This is a genomic window from Bacteroides sp. An322, assembly GCF_002161765.1.
Classification (GTDB): Bacteria; Bacteroidota; Bacteroidia; order Bacteroidales; family Bacteroidaceae; genus Phocaeicola; species Phocaeicola merdavium.
In genome coordinates this window covers 45,175-61,700 of sequence record NZ_NFIN01000001.1, presented here as the reverse complement: position 1 = coordinate 61,700, position 16,526 = coordinate 45,175, and the positions used below count along the sequence as shown (strand labels likewise).

10 protein-coding genes are annotated in these 16,526 nt (G+C 35.4%); all 10 read left to right on the top strand.

Going from position 1 to position 16,526, the window contains the following annotated elements; translation table 11 throughout:
- Positions 1–26 precede the first annotated feature (26 nt).
- Positions 27–2,912, top strand: a complete 2,886-nt coding sequence (locus B5F91_RS00205) for a zinc ribbon domain-containing protein (RefSeq protein ID WP_087427120.1) — start codon at positions 27–29, stop codon at positions 2,910–2,912.
- A gap of 4 nt (positions 2,913–2,916) precedes the next feature.
- Positions 2,917–4,113 (top strand): hypothetical protein, encoded by a 1,197-nt coding sequence (locus B5F91_RS00200; RefSeq protein ID WP_144025033.1) that lies wholly within the window; start codon positions 2,917–2,919, stop codon positions 4,111–4,113.
- A 5-nt stretch (positions 4,114–4,118) separates the two neighbouring features.
- On the top strand, positions 4,119–8,888 hold the full coding sequence (locus B5F91_RS00195) for a hypothetical protein (RefSeq protein ID WP_087427118.1): 4,770 nt from the start codon (positions 4,119–4,121) through the stop codon (positions 8,886–8,888).
- 2 nt (positions 8,889–8,890) lie between these two features.
- Positions 8,891–11,479 carry a type IV secretory system conjugative DNA transfer family protein gene (locus B5F91_RS00190; RefSeq protein WP_087427117.1) on the top strand — a complete coding sequence of 863 codons (2,589 nt, stop codon included), beginning with the start codon at positions 8,891–8,893 and terminating at the stop codon, positions 11,477–11,479.
- A gap of 20 nt (positions 11,480–11,499) precedes the next feature.
- Positions 11,500–11,793, top strand: a complete 294-nt coding sequence (locus tag B5F91_RS00185) for a hypothetical protein (protein ID WP_087427116.1) — start codon at positions 11,500–11,502, stop codon at positions 11,791–11,793.
- Positions 11,793–12,539: a protein DA1 gene (locus B5F91_RS00180; RefSeq protein ID WP_144025032.1), complete on the top strand. Its 747-nt coding sequence runs from the start codon at positions 11,793–11,795 to the stop codon at positions 12,537–12,539. The genes B5F91_RS00185 and B5F91_RS00180 overlap by 1 nt, the downstream gene beginning before the upstream one ends.
- Positions 12,540–12,576: 37 nt before the next feature.
- Positions 12,577–13,239: an NRT1/PTR family MFS transporter gene (locus tag B5F91_RS00175; protein WP_144025031.1), complete on the top strand. Its 663-nt coding sequence runs from the start codon at positions 12,577–12,579 to the stop codon at positions 13,237–13,239.
- Between the two features lie 228 nt (positions 13,240–13,467).
- Positions 13,468–14,235 carry a putative phage abortive infection protein gene (locus B5F91_RS00170; protein ID WP_158099868.1) on the top strand — a complete coding sequence of 256 codons (768 nt, stop codon included), beginning with the start codon at positions 13,468–13,470 and terminating at the stop codon, positions 14,233–14,235.
- A 112-nt stretch (positions 14,236–14,347) separates the two neighbouring features.
- On the top strand, positions 14,348–15,241 hold the full coding sequence (locus tag B5F91_RS00165) for a fasciclin domain-containing protein (RefSeq protein WP_144025029.1): 894 nt from the start codon (positions 14,348–14,350) through the stop codon (positions 15,239–15,241).
- Between the two features lie 207 nt (positions 15,242–15,448).
- A complete protein-coding gene (locus B5F91_RS00160) occupies positions 15,449–16,411 on the top strand; it encodes a tetratricopeptide repeat protein (RefSeq protein ID WP_087427111.1) in 963 nt (320 codons plus the stop codon).
- The last annotated feature ends 115 nt before the right edge of the window (positions 16,412–16,526 follow it).

Sequence of the window (16,526 nt, the reverse complement as noted above, 5' to 3'; positions counted from 1 at the left end):
ATAAATACTAAAAACAAGCAGAATTTATGGATGATTTTAATTTATATGAAGAATTAGCTCTTGATGTAACAATAACCGACTCTTCAATGGTGTTAAAAGCCATTGATGATAAGATAAAGTGGTATAATCAGCGTGTCAACAATCCTAAATATAGTGTTATTGGAGTAGCAAAGAAAAAACAGCTTACAGCACTTAAAAAACAGATAAACGAATCGCCTGTTGTTATTCAACAGCATGCGATGGCGTATGCTGAGATAGCAAAGAAGCGGGAGATAGAAGTACGTAAAAGATTGCAAGAAGAAGGTAGTCTTTATGTAGTGAACGGCTTGATTGCAGAGGCTAATTTGCGGCAGCTTGTGACAGATTTGAAAATGTCAGAAGATGAGATTTTACGTTTGTTGAACGCAAAAGTGAAAAAGCCTAAAACCTTTAAATATAAAGATGATGGCGTAAAAGAATTGGATTCTAAAAAGATGAAAACTTTGAATGAGCTTTTGTCTATATTAGGCAAGAAGAATCTATACGAATTTCTTGGAACTTCATCTTCTGCTAAATTAGCCGATTTGCAAGTTCGCTTAGCCAAAGTGAAAAAAGACGTAGATGATGATAGTAATAAAACAGACCCTAAGTTGAATGCAACAGATAAATTGGCTAAAGAGTGTACAGCTATATTTGCAAATGAAGAAGCTCGTAAAAGTTATGATAAGGCATGTGGCAATGCCGGTTTTGAGACAGTACGTACTGTCATCAATCAAATGAAAGCCGGGGTTAAAATCATTAGTCCTCAACAATATAAGCAAATGCTTGGCATCTGTACAAAAAATGGTGTTCCTTTTGACATTGCAGAATATTTGATATATGATACGGCCAAAAAAGCAGGGTTAGAGATTGAAGAGGGAAATGTATCAACAATGACAGTATGTCGTTATTGTGGGGGATTGAATGATAAAACAGCGAAAACTTGCGGTACGTGTGGCATGCCTGTAAATATTGTTTGTCCTAAATGTGGGCATCCTGCAGAATATGATGACTATCGTTGCAGCGAATGTGGCTTTTCATTAATTGATATGCAAGAGGCACCGCTTCATCTGAAGATAGCAGAGGCGGCTCTTGAAATGGGTGATGTGGAAGGGGCATGTCGTGAATTTGATGCAGCTGTAAAATTTTGGCCAACATGTCCGGATCTGAATGCGATAGGTACTAAAATTAAGGAATATAGTAATACACAACAGCATATCAGACAGGCAGTGACGAAATTGTGTGCAGAAAGAAAATACTGTACAGCAATGAAAGAAGGGGCTAAGTTGGCTGTAAATGACAGACTCCGCATAGAAGCAGAGAAAGCCATTGCAGATGCGGAACAGTTAGTAAAACAAGCAGAAGGTGCGACGGATGACAATGTTAAATTTGAAAATTATTTGAAAGCATTGAGCCTTTGCGCGGATTATCAGGCAGCTTTAGTCAAATTGAATGTGATGCCGTTACCCGTACCTACAGGTTTGACAGCTTTGGTGAAAGGTAATGTAGTAGCATTGTCTTGGACACGTTGTAAATCCTCATTTTTATCCTATTTAGTGGTACGGAAAGAAAACGCAAAATCTTCTTCTTTTAATGATGGAGTACAGTTGAATACAACGCAGGAAAATTATTATGATGATGTATCAGCCTTGCCTGAAAGAAGTTATTATTATACTGTTTATAGTAAGTTTGGTGATAGGGTATCAGCCGTGGGGGCAACAATTAGCCAGCCTGTTTTGAAAACATTAAATATCGAGCCACAGCATATTAAAGTGAATCCAAGTGAAACGCAATTGGAGTTCTCTTTCACTCCATCAAAGCGTTCATCGATAGAAATAACCCGTTTAAAGGGTGAAACTCATGTTATTACAGGAGGGGCATTTGTTGATAAAGGGCTTGTTACCGGACAGGCATATACTTATATTTTTGTAGCAATTTATACGGACTCAGCGGGTAATATTCATCGTTCGGAGGAAACTTCTATGCAGTTTACTCCAATGCCCAAACCGCAGCCTGTTGATATTGTCATAAAAGAGACGGAAGATAAGGCCATGATAAGTTGGGATAATCCCAAAGTAGGAAGGTTGGCGATATTTTATGCAGATGAGCCATTTAAATATAACAAGAATGATTTGCTTTCCATTGATACACTTAAAGCTGCACGATTAAATGTAACAGGAACAAGTTGCACTGTGAATAAGGATTTTAGCGGCGAACGTTTTTTTATGCCGGTAACGATTCAAGATACAATTGGAGTAGCAGGAACAATGGTTAGCATTGTATCCCTGCAGCTTGTTTCCGATTTATCCGTTTGTCTTATAGACAAGACCGTGCAAGCAAAATGGAAGTGGGATAATTGTGCGGCAATTCGTATTTCTTATTCAATCGATTCTCAAGCCAAGAAGGAAGTTGATTTGGAAAGGGATGCAATAAATAGTGCAACCTATGAGATTAAAGTTCCGGAAGGAAGTCGGTCCATATCCTTATCGGCTATGTCATTGGTAAAAACTTCCTCAAAAGTACTTTTAGGTCCTCCCATAACTAAAGTTTTGAATTTAAAGCCTTCTAAAGTGCAATTTGTTAGTGTGACTAATTTGAGGCGGTTGTTATTTTTGTCTTCAAATGAATATGAAATAACTTTTATATCAGATTCATTATTGCCTTGCGATTTACACGTCTTAGCGAGTGAATCGACTCCGCCTATGAATTTGGTTAATTATTCTCCGGTTGCTATAATTAAGAATGGCAGTATAAAGGTCGGTAAAGAAAATAAGATTCGATTTAATTATGCAAGACGTAATAATTCGGCTCCTCTTTTTTTCCGTTTGATAGCAGCTGATCGAACGATGGCAAATTTAATGACAATAAGTTCTGAAATCCAACAAATAAAATAGAAAAATGAGTAAAGTTGTATGTCCATTTTGCTTTGAACAATTTGAACGTAGTGAAGTTGAGTTCCGTTGCGGGAATGTTGGTCGTTGTACACTTGAAAAAGATCAAGTGTTGGAGCGTTTTTGGGGAGGAGATGATCCTAAGCCTGTTGGTATCCCTATTCTTCCGAAACGTTCTTTTTTTCGTTCTATAATGGGGCAATGTCCCGATTTTGCAATCTGCCCTAAATGTGGAGAAAAATCATATTTAACCATTTGTCCCCATTGTCACAATCGTATTCCTAAAGAAATGGTGAAAAAAAAGGGATTTATTATTTCTATTATCGGAGCGCGTGGTAGTGGTAAGACCATTTATATAACTACGTTAATCAATGAATTGATGCGTCACGGATGTAATTTAGGTGATATGGGCATCACAGCTGCAAATGTTACAGATGATCCTAAGAATAATACCCAACAGCGTTATGAACGTGATTTTTTTGATGAGCTTTATCGTAAGAAAAAGTGTCCGGGTCAAACAGGAATTACGGATCGTAAGAGTCGTATTCCATTAATTTATGAATTGTCAAATCCTCAAAAGAAATCAGCATATTTGGTTTTTTATGATACAGCTGGAGAAAATTTTGTTGATATTAAATATATAGCAGAGAATGTGAAATTTTTGAAGGAGTCGGATGCGATAATATTTTTATTGGATACATTCGCAGTTCCTTATGTGCATGATAAATTAGGAATAAAAGAAGATATAAAAATACGTTATAATCTGATTATAGATAATTTGCTTACTTATTTTAAAGAGGGAGATCCGACCATTCGAGATGCTCATTTTCAGAAACCAATGGCTTTGGTTTTTAGCAAAATAGATGCGATATTAACGAATGAAGATAAATTTGAAGATACTTCAATTGCTGGAATGTCAATTTCCAATAACAGTAATTATTTAGACGGATCGCCTATTCTGCTTTCGGATTTTAATAGTATAAGCGCTTCTATTCAAGGTGCATTGTCTATGTGGGAAGAAAATAATTTTGTTACGACTATTAATAATCATTATAAGAATGCTAAATATTTTGGCATTTCAGCACTTGGAGGGCAACCTACCCCTTCAAAAAATATATCAGAAATTAGACCTTATCGTGTTTTAGACCCGTTAGTGTGGATATTACATGAATTAGGTTATTCATTACCGATAAAAAAACAATAATAACTATGGATACATTTAAATACGGACAAATTATTTGTTGTTCTTCAGAAAAATCACTTACTTCTGGTTTTTCTGGGTTTGGAGTAAGGGCAAAGAGTGCAAATATTGATTTGAATTTGGCTGATAATATTTTTTTGAAGTCATCGCTTTATTATGATATTCCTACGGATATGATGGTTACAGCTGACATTTTGCAGAATAACCCGCAATTGGATCGCATTTATCCTCATATTTATGTATTTCGCAGTATGCAATTGCCCGATGGCTCCATAAAATATTTGATAGCCCGGGTCATGTACGTGGGAGGTGATTATGGCTTTTTTACTGGTTCAGGTAATGCCAATCGTGTCGGTTCTAATTATATTGCACATATTTTGGTTTTTGACGAAGTCCCGCCAATGAAAGTGGTATCTGAAGTGCTTAGACAAAAGTTGTTTATTCCTGTTAACACAGAGTGTTCTTCAGCCAATCGTGAATTTTTAGACATCCTTATAGGCGAGCCTTATGAATTGCCCGAAGGACAAATATCTGTAGATCGGGGTGGTTCGTTGATTATAACACCGGTTGTTGCCAATGTTATGAAAGTTTTGTTGCAGGCTTATAAAAATAATGTAGAGAATAAGGACATACGTAATGTGATTCTTAAATTAAAGCAAAATGATGTAGAACCGCTTCTTATGGCATTGGGAGATATGCCGGCTTCTCTTACAGAACAGTTTTTCTTTAAAACGAATGTAATAGGACGATCAAGTGTACCTTTAGATATGCGTATGATGATTATGAATGAGAAAGACACAACCGAAACACTTGATGCTTATCACATTACGGTGGATTTGCGGGGAGAAGTCCCCATTTGCCATAACGTAGAGGATAATTATTTATTTGACCGAATACAAGAGATGGCATTAACGGGAAATGCCGAGAGGATAAATCAAATTGCAGAACTTTATATGCAATTATGTACAAAGTCAGAGGTAAATTATGAACAAGCCTATCGTTTGTTAGTTCTTGCTTCTACACCAGAAATGTTGACCTTACAGGAAGTGGGTAAATTGAATATGGAAATGGTTTCTGTTTCTCCTCTTAATGAACGGGAAAAAACTTCCGTTTGGCAAAAAATCAATGCAATTATAAAAGATGCTTTTGCTTATCCTTGTAAATTGAGTGAGGTAAAAATCACATTGGAAATAATTTGTCGAATAAACCGTATTGTACCTGATAAATTGCAATTGGATATAGAAGAAGCAGAAGTGCTGAAAGATTTGTTTTTCGCAACGGATAAGTATTTTCAAAAGATTATTGAACATAATCCAGAACGTCTTGAAGCAGCATTATTGTTGTTTTCTAAGACGGGTATTGAACTTCCATCAGAGGATAGTTTGTTTAAGTCATTGATGACATCGCCTTATGTTGATGAATGGAGGGCTTTAATGACATATTATTATAAAGATGACGAATTGATTGCTGATTCGATGAATGTGGCGGTAGGATGTATTATGGAATCAGCACTTAATAATAAGTATGAATTGGTTAATGCATTGTTTCCAATGGATTCGAATGCAGAACGTTGGTTGAATTTGATAAATCATAATCCAGAATACATTTCTTTAGTGAAAGTTGATATTGACAATTTGTTGATACGTAAAATAGGTCAATTCCCACAACAAGTTATGGATAAAATATTTGCGCTTGATAAAGCGGTACTTTGTCAATTAGATTTAAAAGGTTTGTCAAATGCTTATGCAGATGCTTTGTTGCAATCTCCTCAAAGTATTGATTATAATGCATTGGAACGCATTGGCCTAAATTTGAAGGACAAAGGCATACAATCTGAAGCTATAAATAAACTATTGATTCTTCATAATGGAGCGCTTCTGAGTTCTCCGGTTTATGACGATATGAAATTAGCCCAAGTGATAGATGTAGACCAAGAATATATGTTGCGGTTGTATACAGGATGGATAAGGAATAATGCAGATAAAGCTGAGATTGTAGAATTTATTTCAAATTTCTCAAAATCAGCTGCTATAACAGCACAACTTCTTGATTTGTACTGGAAGTATGCGAAAGTGGCAAAAAAAGAAAAAATATTTCTTTGGATTGTAGATCATGTTCGTTTACACCGCTATTCAATAAAAGACGTTATTAATAAAATGAGTGCAAGTGAAGCAAAAAGTATTCTTGAAAAAGAGTCAGGATTTGTAAAAAAAATGATGCGCAAGTTATTGGGAGGCAAGATGTTTATGATTTTGTCTATTGTTACAGTTTTGTGTATGACGTCTTGCGGAAATTTGGATGGAGGACAAACAGCTTATCATAATCCTTTTCGAATAGAGTATTACGGTGATCCTAAGGGTACTTCAGAAATACAAATTTCTGAATATAATAAAAACGGAGTCTTATTAAATATATATAGTAGAGGTTTTACGCCTAATGGAAATTTGCTATATAGTACAGCTTATAATTCGAAAGGCAGCATTGATTCTGTTCTTTACAGTTATGACAAAAATGAAAAGTTACTTGGCATTAAAGCCGCAAATATGTTCGTTAACAATATTCAGTATAACGACAACAACCAGCTTTGTAGTATAGAAAAAGTAATAAAGGACGAAGATGGAAGCACAACAAATGAGCTTGTAAGTTTTTCCTACAATTCCGACAACCTTCTTCAATCGATATCAGTTTCAAAGAATGGTGGAAATTCAACGGTTCAAACAGAGTATATTTATGCTTCAGGTAAATTGCGATGCATTAGAGAGTATGAAGGGAAGCAAATGAAAGAAATTAACTTTAGTTCATCGAATGGGGAAATACTCTCTGTTTATACATATAGTTATCCACAAAAACAACTTCGTTTTGTTCGAAATTATAAATATGATGATGTAAAACAAGAAAAAGAATCTCAATATGCGCAATCTATTAAGTTGACTAATAGTAAAGGGTATAATCAAGGACGTTATGATAACGTATATAAAATTTATACATCAGAGGCTTTGGCACTTTATACAGCGGAAGTAGATAATAAGGAAAATTTAAAAAAAGAATTTGAGATAAAGAAAGAAATAGCAGCAATAGAAAAACCTTCAAAATCTGGTAGTTTTTTTTCAAATTATTACTCTAATATAAAGTATCGCATTGCTGTAAATCGAGTGAAGACAGCTTCACCAGGAATGTGGTTATTGGTTGTAGTTTTTGTTTTGACAAGTATAGGGGCTTTCTTTTATTATAAATTAGTGGAAAACGCTAATTGGTTTCAGTCTTTTATCGGAGTACCGACTAGTACTGGAATGAGACGATTATGGATGTTTAATGGGGGACCTTACATAAATGTAGCATTGTATGTAGGGATTCTTTTAGCTTCATTTGTTTCAGCGGTGTTGGTCTTACTTGCTGTTGGGGGAATAACGTATGGCGTTTTATGGGTGGTTAAAATTTTAATAGTTATTTTGATTTGGGTCGGTTGGATTTCATTGATATTGGGACTGATTGTCTTATTTTTGGCAAAAGAAGGTATGGGGTGTCTTCCGATAATATTGGGAGGTGTCATTGTCTATTTTGAGGACACATTGCGTAATTTTGGAAATGCTATTGTTAATTGGGGCTTTAATTTTATGAACAAGCTTAATCTTTTTGATTGGGGAGTAAGTTTGTTCCGCAATTTTTGGGATGTTATATTAACGGCTTTTGCAATGCCATTGTTCGTTTTTATATTAATCGCTTTAAGTGTGATGGCATTAATATTCTTTTTAATGGGGGTAGAAGGGGGCATAATGAAAATTTACGGAATCAGAAGGCCATGTCCTGTATGTGGAAGTAAAAAAGAAAAAGAGTATTGGGCGGATGAAATGCATAAACATCCTGTTAAATTGCAACCTGGTATTTATGGTGTATTTTCCCACATAGACCCTGCAACAAAAGTAAAAATGCCAACCTTATTGATTGCGGGCAAAGATAAATTATTGCGTAAATGTCCGCAATGTGGTAGTTTTATACATGCAGGTGATACGACTTCTTATGGAACGGAAAGGCATATTGGCATTGTTGGGCATCGTAGTTCTGGAAAGACTTATTTAATTTATTCTATTTTAAATCAGATATTGGAACAGTATGGTCAGTTAGCCCGTCAAATAGATACAGATAATACTACTAATATAGAATCAAATTTTAAACGTATACAAATTAGAGATAAAATACAAACTGTAGTCCGTGACTCATATCGTGCGATTCAGATAATTATAGCACCAAAATTACGTCCGGTACCTTATCATTTGTTTTTTTATGATGTGGCGGGAGAAAAATTTAATCAGACTTCTACTGCATCGAAAACTGCTATGGATTTTTATCGTAACGTAAATCAGATTATATTTATAATAGATCCTTCTATGATAGATTATACGTTTAGTGCTTGTAGTGAAAAGATGAGCGGATGGCTTCAAGAGCATCCGTCTTTAGAAAAATATTCTATTGATGGGACATTTTCTACACTGAAGTCTATATTAGAAAGTGTAGGACGTCATCCTAAAGATATTGATTTTATGTTTGTATTAGTAAAAGCAGATACTGGATATATGGAATATTGTGGGTATGATATTGATGCAAAGGATGAAGTTATAAAAACATTCATGCAATCAGAACTTGGTTTGACTAATATTATCAATGCAGCACGTGGGGCTTTTCATAAGGTAGAATATGATTTGGTTAGCGTGAATTCTGAGTTTAAGATACGTATGGATGCCCTAACAGAAAGAGTGCTTCATAATTTAAATGTAAAATAAATATGGGAAATTTGATAGCAGCTATTTTAGGCGTTATGTTGAATTTGCTAATGGCACTTGTGTCTGGATTGTTTAAGATTTTCGGTACAGTCTTTTCATGGTTGTTCGGTAATATGAATAATGTGTCGAACCGAAATAAAATGAAAAAGTTACAGCAGTTATTGGATGATATTGTATTGTGCCAAAAGAAAAATACTCAATTGAAAGATGAAGCTTTTAAATTGATGAATATTGTTGAAGTTAGTTCACACGAATACCTTGAATTGAGTCAGTTGATAAATTATTGCAATGAACTTGATGATAATTTAAAAAATGATTATGAAGTGCTTTCTAATGATTTGAAGTCTGTTTCACCGGAGAATTTTTTGTTGATTGTAAATAAAAGTAAGGCTATAAGTAAGCGTATTGCATCTATTCATTATCCTATGGATGAAAACCGTTTACGTGAGATTTCAAGGAATAACATGTCAAAGAATCGGTTTATAGAAACTCTTATAAAGTATGCTAAAGTTGCAGATGTTAAGAAAAAGACAAAAGATAGTTGGACTTATTCTACTCCTAATGCGAATTATTTATTGGAATATGATGAACGGCATCAAAAAGTATCAATAACGGCATCACCTCACGAATCGGTTACTTTTATTGATAATCCGAAACATCCATGGCAATATGTAGAACCCAATACATTGGTTTATTTTAATAATCAAAGGAAGTTGGAGTATAAGATAATGCGTGATATTTCTGAAATAGATCATTATGATGTGTCAGAAATATTTGATTATATGCAGCGTATCATGCATAAACGTGAATTTAATTTTTATGCACATAAAACGAGTTTATCGTTGCGTGAAGTGGAAGAGTTGGAAGAAAATGTGTTTCCTGAATTAAAGTCGTTTGTACAAACAGCACCTCCTCCTGTTGAATATTTACCTGATGATCAGAAAATGCATGGTGGTAAGCAACGTTGGGCACAACTTGAAGATCTTAGACGAGCTGGAATGCTTGAGCCAGGTGGTTTTTTGATTGGTAAGATGGGGTACGGTGCTTTTGTTTATACAAAGCCTAATTATGACAGTCATATACTTACTGTGGCTTCTGTAGGAAGTGGTAAAGGGGTAGGAGTTGTTATTCCTAATTTGTTGCGTCATCAAGGTTCTACAGTAGTGCTTGATCCTAAAGGTGAAAATCTTATAACAACAGCTCGTAAACGTTCACAAATGGGAAATCAAGTCTTTTATTATGACCCGTGGGATGTGATAGGTTTTTATGATAAGAAGTTTTCACGCAGAGTTGTTCCTGAAGCGATAAAGGCTCAAATTAACCCTCTTGATTTCTTGTTACCTAATAGTCCAGATTTAGAAGATCATGCAAGAATGTTGGCTTCTTCGTTGATTTTACGGACAGATCAGAATGGTGCATTCTTTTATAATGGTGCAGAAAATCTTATAGCCAGATTAATCATATATATATGTACGGTGATACCGGTTGGCGATGAAGACCGTAATATGTTATATCTTCGGGATTTGCTTAATCTACCTCCCAAATATTTGTTGGAGAAAATTCTTATGCCAAGTTATAATGATTTGAAGACGAAAAGACAAACCCCACATCCGATGTTTTGTGATCTTATTGATTGGCTTCACACTAATATTGCGAGTAAAGCACGTTCTTTCAATGATATTTATTCTTTTGCTTTGCAGGCAACAGAGTTCTTATCGAGTCCTCGAGTTGGTGAATCTTTAGCTAGATCGAATATAAATATTTGTGAGTTAAAAATTTCCCCAATGTCACTTTATTTGGTTCTTGACATGGATAAGATATTGTTTGTAGGTGAAAATTATAAACCTCTTGTACGTCTTATTATTACTACTTGTATGCTTGGGGCATCGGTTAAAACAAATGCAAAACATAAATTATTATTTATGTTGGATGAAATCGCTCAATTGGGCAATCTTCAGTATTTGCCTAATTTAATGAGCATATATCGCTCGAAAGGAGTAGTTGTATGGACTATATGGCAAAATTTGGAACAAATTCGTTCTAATTATGAGAAGGATTGGGAAAGTATGATTGGTAATTGTGACGTACAGCAATATTTTGGAGTAAATGACCAATCTACGGCAGAAGTTGTAAGTAAAGCAGCAGGTAATACAACTGTATTTAAGGAGACTTATACAACAACTCAAGGAGAATCTCGTGGAGAAACAATAGCTAAAACATTCGGTAATTCAAGAAATGTCGGTTCTAGTTATTCTAAAGGAACAAGTAATAGTTATACGTATCAAGGTTTTAATTTTTCAAGTACATCGGGTGATTCAATGTCAAAAAGCGAGTCAATGGGATACAGTGATAGTTATTCTTTTTCTCGTTCGATTCAAATAAGCACTTCGCATAGTGAAGGAACTTCTCTTGCGAAAGAGGTTGTACCGTTAATTACTCCGTATGAGGTAACAACAGGCAGTTCATTTGGGGTTCAGTTTGTATTTTATAAAAATAGATGCCCGTTCCCTATATTGAGTGGAAAAATTAAATATTATGAAGATTTGGAATTTTATGGAGAAGCGTCTGAGAATTTGACTCGTTTATGTTAAACTTTTAAATTATAAAAATTATGGGAAGAAGAGAAGATTTAGCAAAAGAAAGAGATGCACGTCTTAGTGAAATGGATCATAGTTATCAACAACGTCAGTATGAAGTAGAGAATGAGAAAGAAAAAGTTAAAGCTCAAGCAGCAGAAAAGCAGGCTAAAGGGGAAGATGTTTCAGCAGAAGTAGATCAGTATAAGGAATATAATGCTCAACAAGATCGTAATTTTGATGATTATAAAGCTGATCGTGAACAGGTTTATTCGTATTATGAGAATGAAATGCAGTCTGCGGAGCAGGAAGAAGAAAATGAGTATTGATGATTATGAAGTGTTATTTATGTAATGCAATAATTTCCGGGCGTTATTATCGTGATGGACATGGTAATTGTATTTGTGCTTCACATTATGAGCAAAAAGAAGCGGTACAATGCTTCTCTTGTGGAGCGTTTACATATAATTCACCTGAATTTACATTGTTAGATGGACGTCATTTGTGTCCGGTATGTATGGCTCAGGGAGTAAACTCTGTGGAGCAAATACAGAGAATAAAAAAACAAATTCTTTATTTTTTTGCAAATGAAGATATCTTTTTTCATAATAGGACGTTAGATGATGTTAGTATTAATATCGTAGGAGTCACAGAAATCGCACGAATGCGTAATTCATCTATATCTTTGGCTAATAAAGGGGTTACGATAACGAAATCTATGTCATCTTTAATTGGTATGGCATTGGGGCAAAAGTCAAAGATGACGCATTCTGTTTATATCTTGGATCATTTGATAAAGATTGAATTTGCTGCGACTTTGGCACATGAATTTATGCATATTTGGCAAAATGAAAATGGCGTGAAGTTAGAACCTAAAAAATGTGAAGGGCTGTGTAATTTAGGGTCATGGCTTATATACAATAAAATAACCTCGGCTAATACTCCTTATTTGCTTAAATCATTGATGGAGAATCCTGACCCAATATACGGGGATGGTTTTAGATATGTTTATAACCGTTATCAAGAATTGGGTACAGAAGGAATTCTCAACTTGGCAATTAAAGGGAATTTGTAAATAAAGCTGTATCTCTTAATGATTAAAATCTGAATATATGGGAAGAACATCGAAACTCAGCCGTAAATTTGATATGGTTCTCTTTGTTATTTTTGCGATGGGAATTTTTGTGATTATACTATCTGTAGGAGCTGAATATAGCTGGGATTGGTGGATAACGGTTATTTCTTATGTGGTGTTATTATCTATTGTAGTGTGTATAATGGGTACAGGTTATTATTATAATAAAACTATTGAATATCAAAAAGAAGACGGTCAGTTACAAAAACGTAAGATTAAGAATGGATACTCTTCTTTTTGTAATTCAGAGTGTACAGTTACTATCACAAAATTTGAAAATCAGCAAATGGATGAAATTCGACAAAAGCTTTTTGAAATTCAGAATTTAGTTTTTGATATGCAGATTAAAGCAAATAATAAATTCTCTCAATCATGTAAAAATCAACTTTGGAGTATAAGACAATCTGCTTCTGAAATATTGAAAAGAATTTTAGAAATACAAGTTTTGGATAGAAAGCAGAAGTTTGGAGAAAAAATAAAAAATGTTCAATCGTGTGTTTTGGAACTTCAGGAATATATTAATAGTGAATATGCAAAGGTTCAAAATACTCCTGCTTCTGATGTAAAACAGGAACTTCTTACTAAAATTAATAAGTTGATAAATAAGATTCAATCAGTTTTGAATGATGTTTTAAAGTGATAATAAGATAAATGGAATCATATAGATATATTTAAGTTGGTACGCAAATAAATTAGGTTGTTAATTTTTATGGATACTTTTATTTTAACTCTTTTGACTTTACATCCCTTAAAACACGACAGCTATCGCTTTGTATTACTGTTTTTACTCATCGTACTGTTCGCTATTTTATATCTGTATATTATATCCATTCGAAAAAGGCGTGATCTGAAACGGTTGGGAAGGCGATTGTATCTGTTTTTTTTCGTGATGATAGCCGTATCTGCCTGTTTGTTCGGATTGACATTCGGAACGACTTGGTTCCGTGAGGTGGAGTTTCCTTTTGGCACGTTCTCTACCGATATGGGGGATTGGGGTGATTTTGCCACTTGTATGACTGGGGTCTTTGCTTTTATTTCAGTTTTATTGGCGTTTGAAGCATTTAAGGGGCAGGTGCTTGCTTTGAAGCGGAATTCATTTGACACACTTTTTTCGCAACTTTTTGCTCATCACATTAAATTGTATGAGAAGATTCAAGATGCGCATGTAAGTGAAGAAGAAAATATCTTTTTGTATTATTGCCGCGAGATAAAAGAATCGATCATCGATAAAAACGGATTGAATGCGTTGTGGAGGTCGTATGTGGATGAATACTCTAAAGGAAATAAAGTCAAGTACGAGAATCTGAAAAACTATTTCAAGTTTATTTATCATGAAGTAGATATCATTCGGGAATATGAGAAAGAGGGGATATTGACAAGGGGAATGGCAAAGAAATATGTACAACTCATTCAGGCTCAAATGAATAATTACGAGTTGTTGTGTTACTTACTGAATCAGTTAGAGTATTATTACTTTGGTAAAAAAGGAAAAGTTGATCAGGAACATCAGGAGAAATATTACAAATACCTGAAACGGAATGATTTCTTTAAAGACCTGAATGATAGCCGGAGTTTTGTCAGAGAGGTAGAAATTCTCTTAAAAGCCGCTGATTTGGGTGATAAGGCTCCGTTATAAGGATTTATCTGAAAAATCACTGTTTTGGGTGATAGACAAATCTGGAGAAAGTCTTTATTTTTGCAATCCAAATGAAATATAGGCGTTGAATGTTAAAAATGAATGTATTCGTATGAAAAAGTTTTTTATGTATGTGGCTGGTTTTATGCTTCTGACAGCATTTCCGGCATGTAGTGATGACGATTCAGAACAAACGAGTGAAACTCCGGTTTCGGAGGAGCAACAGGCTATTGATGATATGGTGGAGGCTTTGGAAACTCAGCCGGACTTGAGCGATTTTAAGAATTGGCTTTCGGTAGTGGATATGAGCGGGGTAGACGGAGCGCAATTTACGGCTTTTGCACCGAAGAACGGAACAGGCAACGGTACGGAATTCAGCCGGGCGGAAACGTTGACGGAAGAAACTATCGGACGGCACGTGGTTGTAGGGAATTATACCAAAGACCAACTGATTGAAGGATTGGTGCTGAAAAGCGTGAACGGAGAAAATGTGTATGTGACACGCGACGGGGATAATGTGCGAGTGAATGGCATTGTTATCGAAGGCGATGGAATTTCTGCCGGTCAAGGGCGTGTGTTTACCGTGACTGAGCCGTTGGAAGAACGGGCTGCCGCTTATTATGTGACGAAGATGCAGGTAAATTTGCTTACAAAAGGAAACCCTGAACCGGCTCCATTGGAAGGGGTTACTATTACGGTGTATGATGAGAATGATGAAAATTATGTCGTGATAGGTACTTGGCAGACCGATGCAGACGGAGCTGCTGTGATAGAGCATGTACAGCCTACTATTTATTATACTGTAAGTAAGGAAGGGTATTCGGATACAGTAAATGGATGGAGAGTTTCCGGAGTGGATGAAAACGGTGAGTATATGTATGTTGATTACAATGGAGACGGTGTATTGGATAATAATGATGTTATCACTGAAAAATATTCTTGGTATCACGGAGATACGGAAGTGGAAAGTGCGCCCAGCCCTTGCTATATGGTTCCGGTAGAATAAAAGTTTTGGATTCCCTGTCTGTTGGTGAAACAGATTTTTAGTAATAGTTGTATTGGGTGTGTCTGGATGAGTGTTTCATTGGGGCACACCTTTTTTATTGATAATCTTGAGTAAAACGAAGAATAACGTTCGAATGCTTGCCTTGAATCCATTGTCATTTAAAAGGAATACAATATATTTGCAATAACATTAAAAACATAAGAAAACATGGGTTTATTATCAGCACTTTTCGGCGGGAACAAGCCGGAAGATAACCAACAGGAAAAACAAGAACAAAAAAACTTTGAGATTCTGAAATACGACGGCATACGTGCACGCAACATAAACCGTCTTGATTATGCCATACGGTGTTTTGAACAAGCCGTTACGTTACGCAATGACCCCGAAACTTTACATTATCTGGCAGACGCATATATTAAGACACAGCGTTTGGATGAGGCACGCAATACGCTAAACAAACTGACAGAAGCGGCTCCCGATGACGTTTCTGCCTTGATTACTTTGGCACATACCTGCTATATGCAAGAAGACTATGAAAGCATGGACCGCGCTTGCCAACAAGCTATCAAAATTGATGAAAAAAATGCTTCTGCCTATTATCTAGCCTCTAAAGCCGCTCACGGACAAGGTAACGACTTGCAAGCCATTGTTATGGTGACCAAAGCCATTGCCTTAGATGAAAGTTTTGTTGCAGCCTACCGATTCCGTGCCGAGACATTATGGGGCATGAAACAAGCCAAAGAAGCACTAGAAGATATAGAACAAGTATTATCGATTAATCCTGAGGACGAAGATGCACTTTTGCTGAAAGGTACGATTTTTGCCGCACAGGGAAAAACGGAAGATGCTTGTCTGTGCTTTGACAAGGTAATGGAAAATAATCCGTTCAACGAGAAAGCCTACATATTGAAAGGTGAATTGCTTGCCGGACAAAAAGAGTTTGATAAAGCCATAGAACTATATACAGAAGCTTTGGAACTGATGCCTGAGAATGCCGCTCTTTACCAAGAACGTGGACGCATCCGGCTCCTGAACGGGGATAAAGAAGGCTCGATAGAAGATATGAAAAAAGTTATTGAACTAAATCCCGAAAGTGAACAACAAATCAACGGGAAATTTGATAATCAAGGGAATATTGGCGGTGCGGACAATCCGGCAAGTATTTACTAAAAAGAATTTCTGCAAAATTTAGAAGAAAAAGTTCGTAAAATGTTTGTTTTTTAAAGAAAAGTATTACATTTGCACCCAAGAAACTAACAAAATAACAAATAAACGTATGAAAACA

Bases quoted from the DNA above. Each gene is read 5' to 3' on its own strand.
- B5F91_RS00185 (WP_087427116.1), top strand. From the start codon at position 11,500: ATGGGAAGAAGAGAAGATTTAGCAAAAGAAAGAGATGCACGTCTTAGT.
- B5F91_RS00175 (WP_144025031.1), top strand. From the start codon at position 12,577: ATGGGAAGAACATCGAAACTCAGCCGTAAATTTGATATGGTTCTCTTT.
- B5F91_RS00205 (WP_087427120.1), top strand. From the start codon at position 27: ATGGATGATTTTAATTTATATGAAGAATTAGCTCTTGATGTAACAATA.
- B5F91_RS00190 (WP_087427117.1), top strand. From the start codon at position 8,891: ATGGGAAATTTGATAGCAGCTATTTTAGGCGTTATGTTGAATTTGCTA.
- B5F91_RS00180 (WP_144025032.1), top strand. From the start codon at position 11,793: ATGATTATGAAGTGTTATTTATGTAATGCAATAATTTCCGGGCGTTAT.
- B5F91_RS00165 (WP_144025029.1), top strand. From the start codon at position 14,348: ATGAAAAAGTTTTTTATGTATGTGGCTGGTTTTATGCTTCTGACAGCA.
- B5F91_RS00160 (WP_087427111.1), top strand. From the start codon at position 15,449: ATGGGTTTATTATCAGCACTTTTCGGCGGGAACAAGCCGGAAGATAAC.
- B5F91_RS00195 (WP_087427118.1), top strand. From the start codon at position 4,119: ATGGATACATTTAAATACGGACAAATTATTTGTTGTTCTTCAGAAAAA.
- B5F91_RS00200 (WP_144025033.1), top strand. From the start codon at position 2,917: ATGAGTAAAGTTGTATGTCCATTTTGCTTTGAACAATTTGAACGTAGT.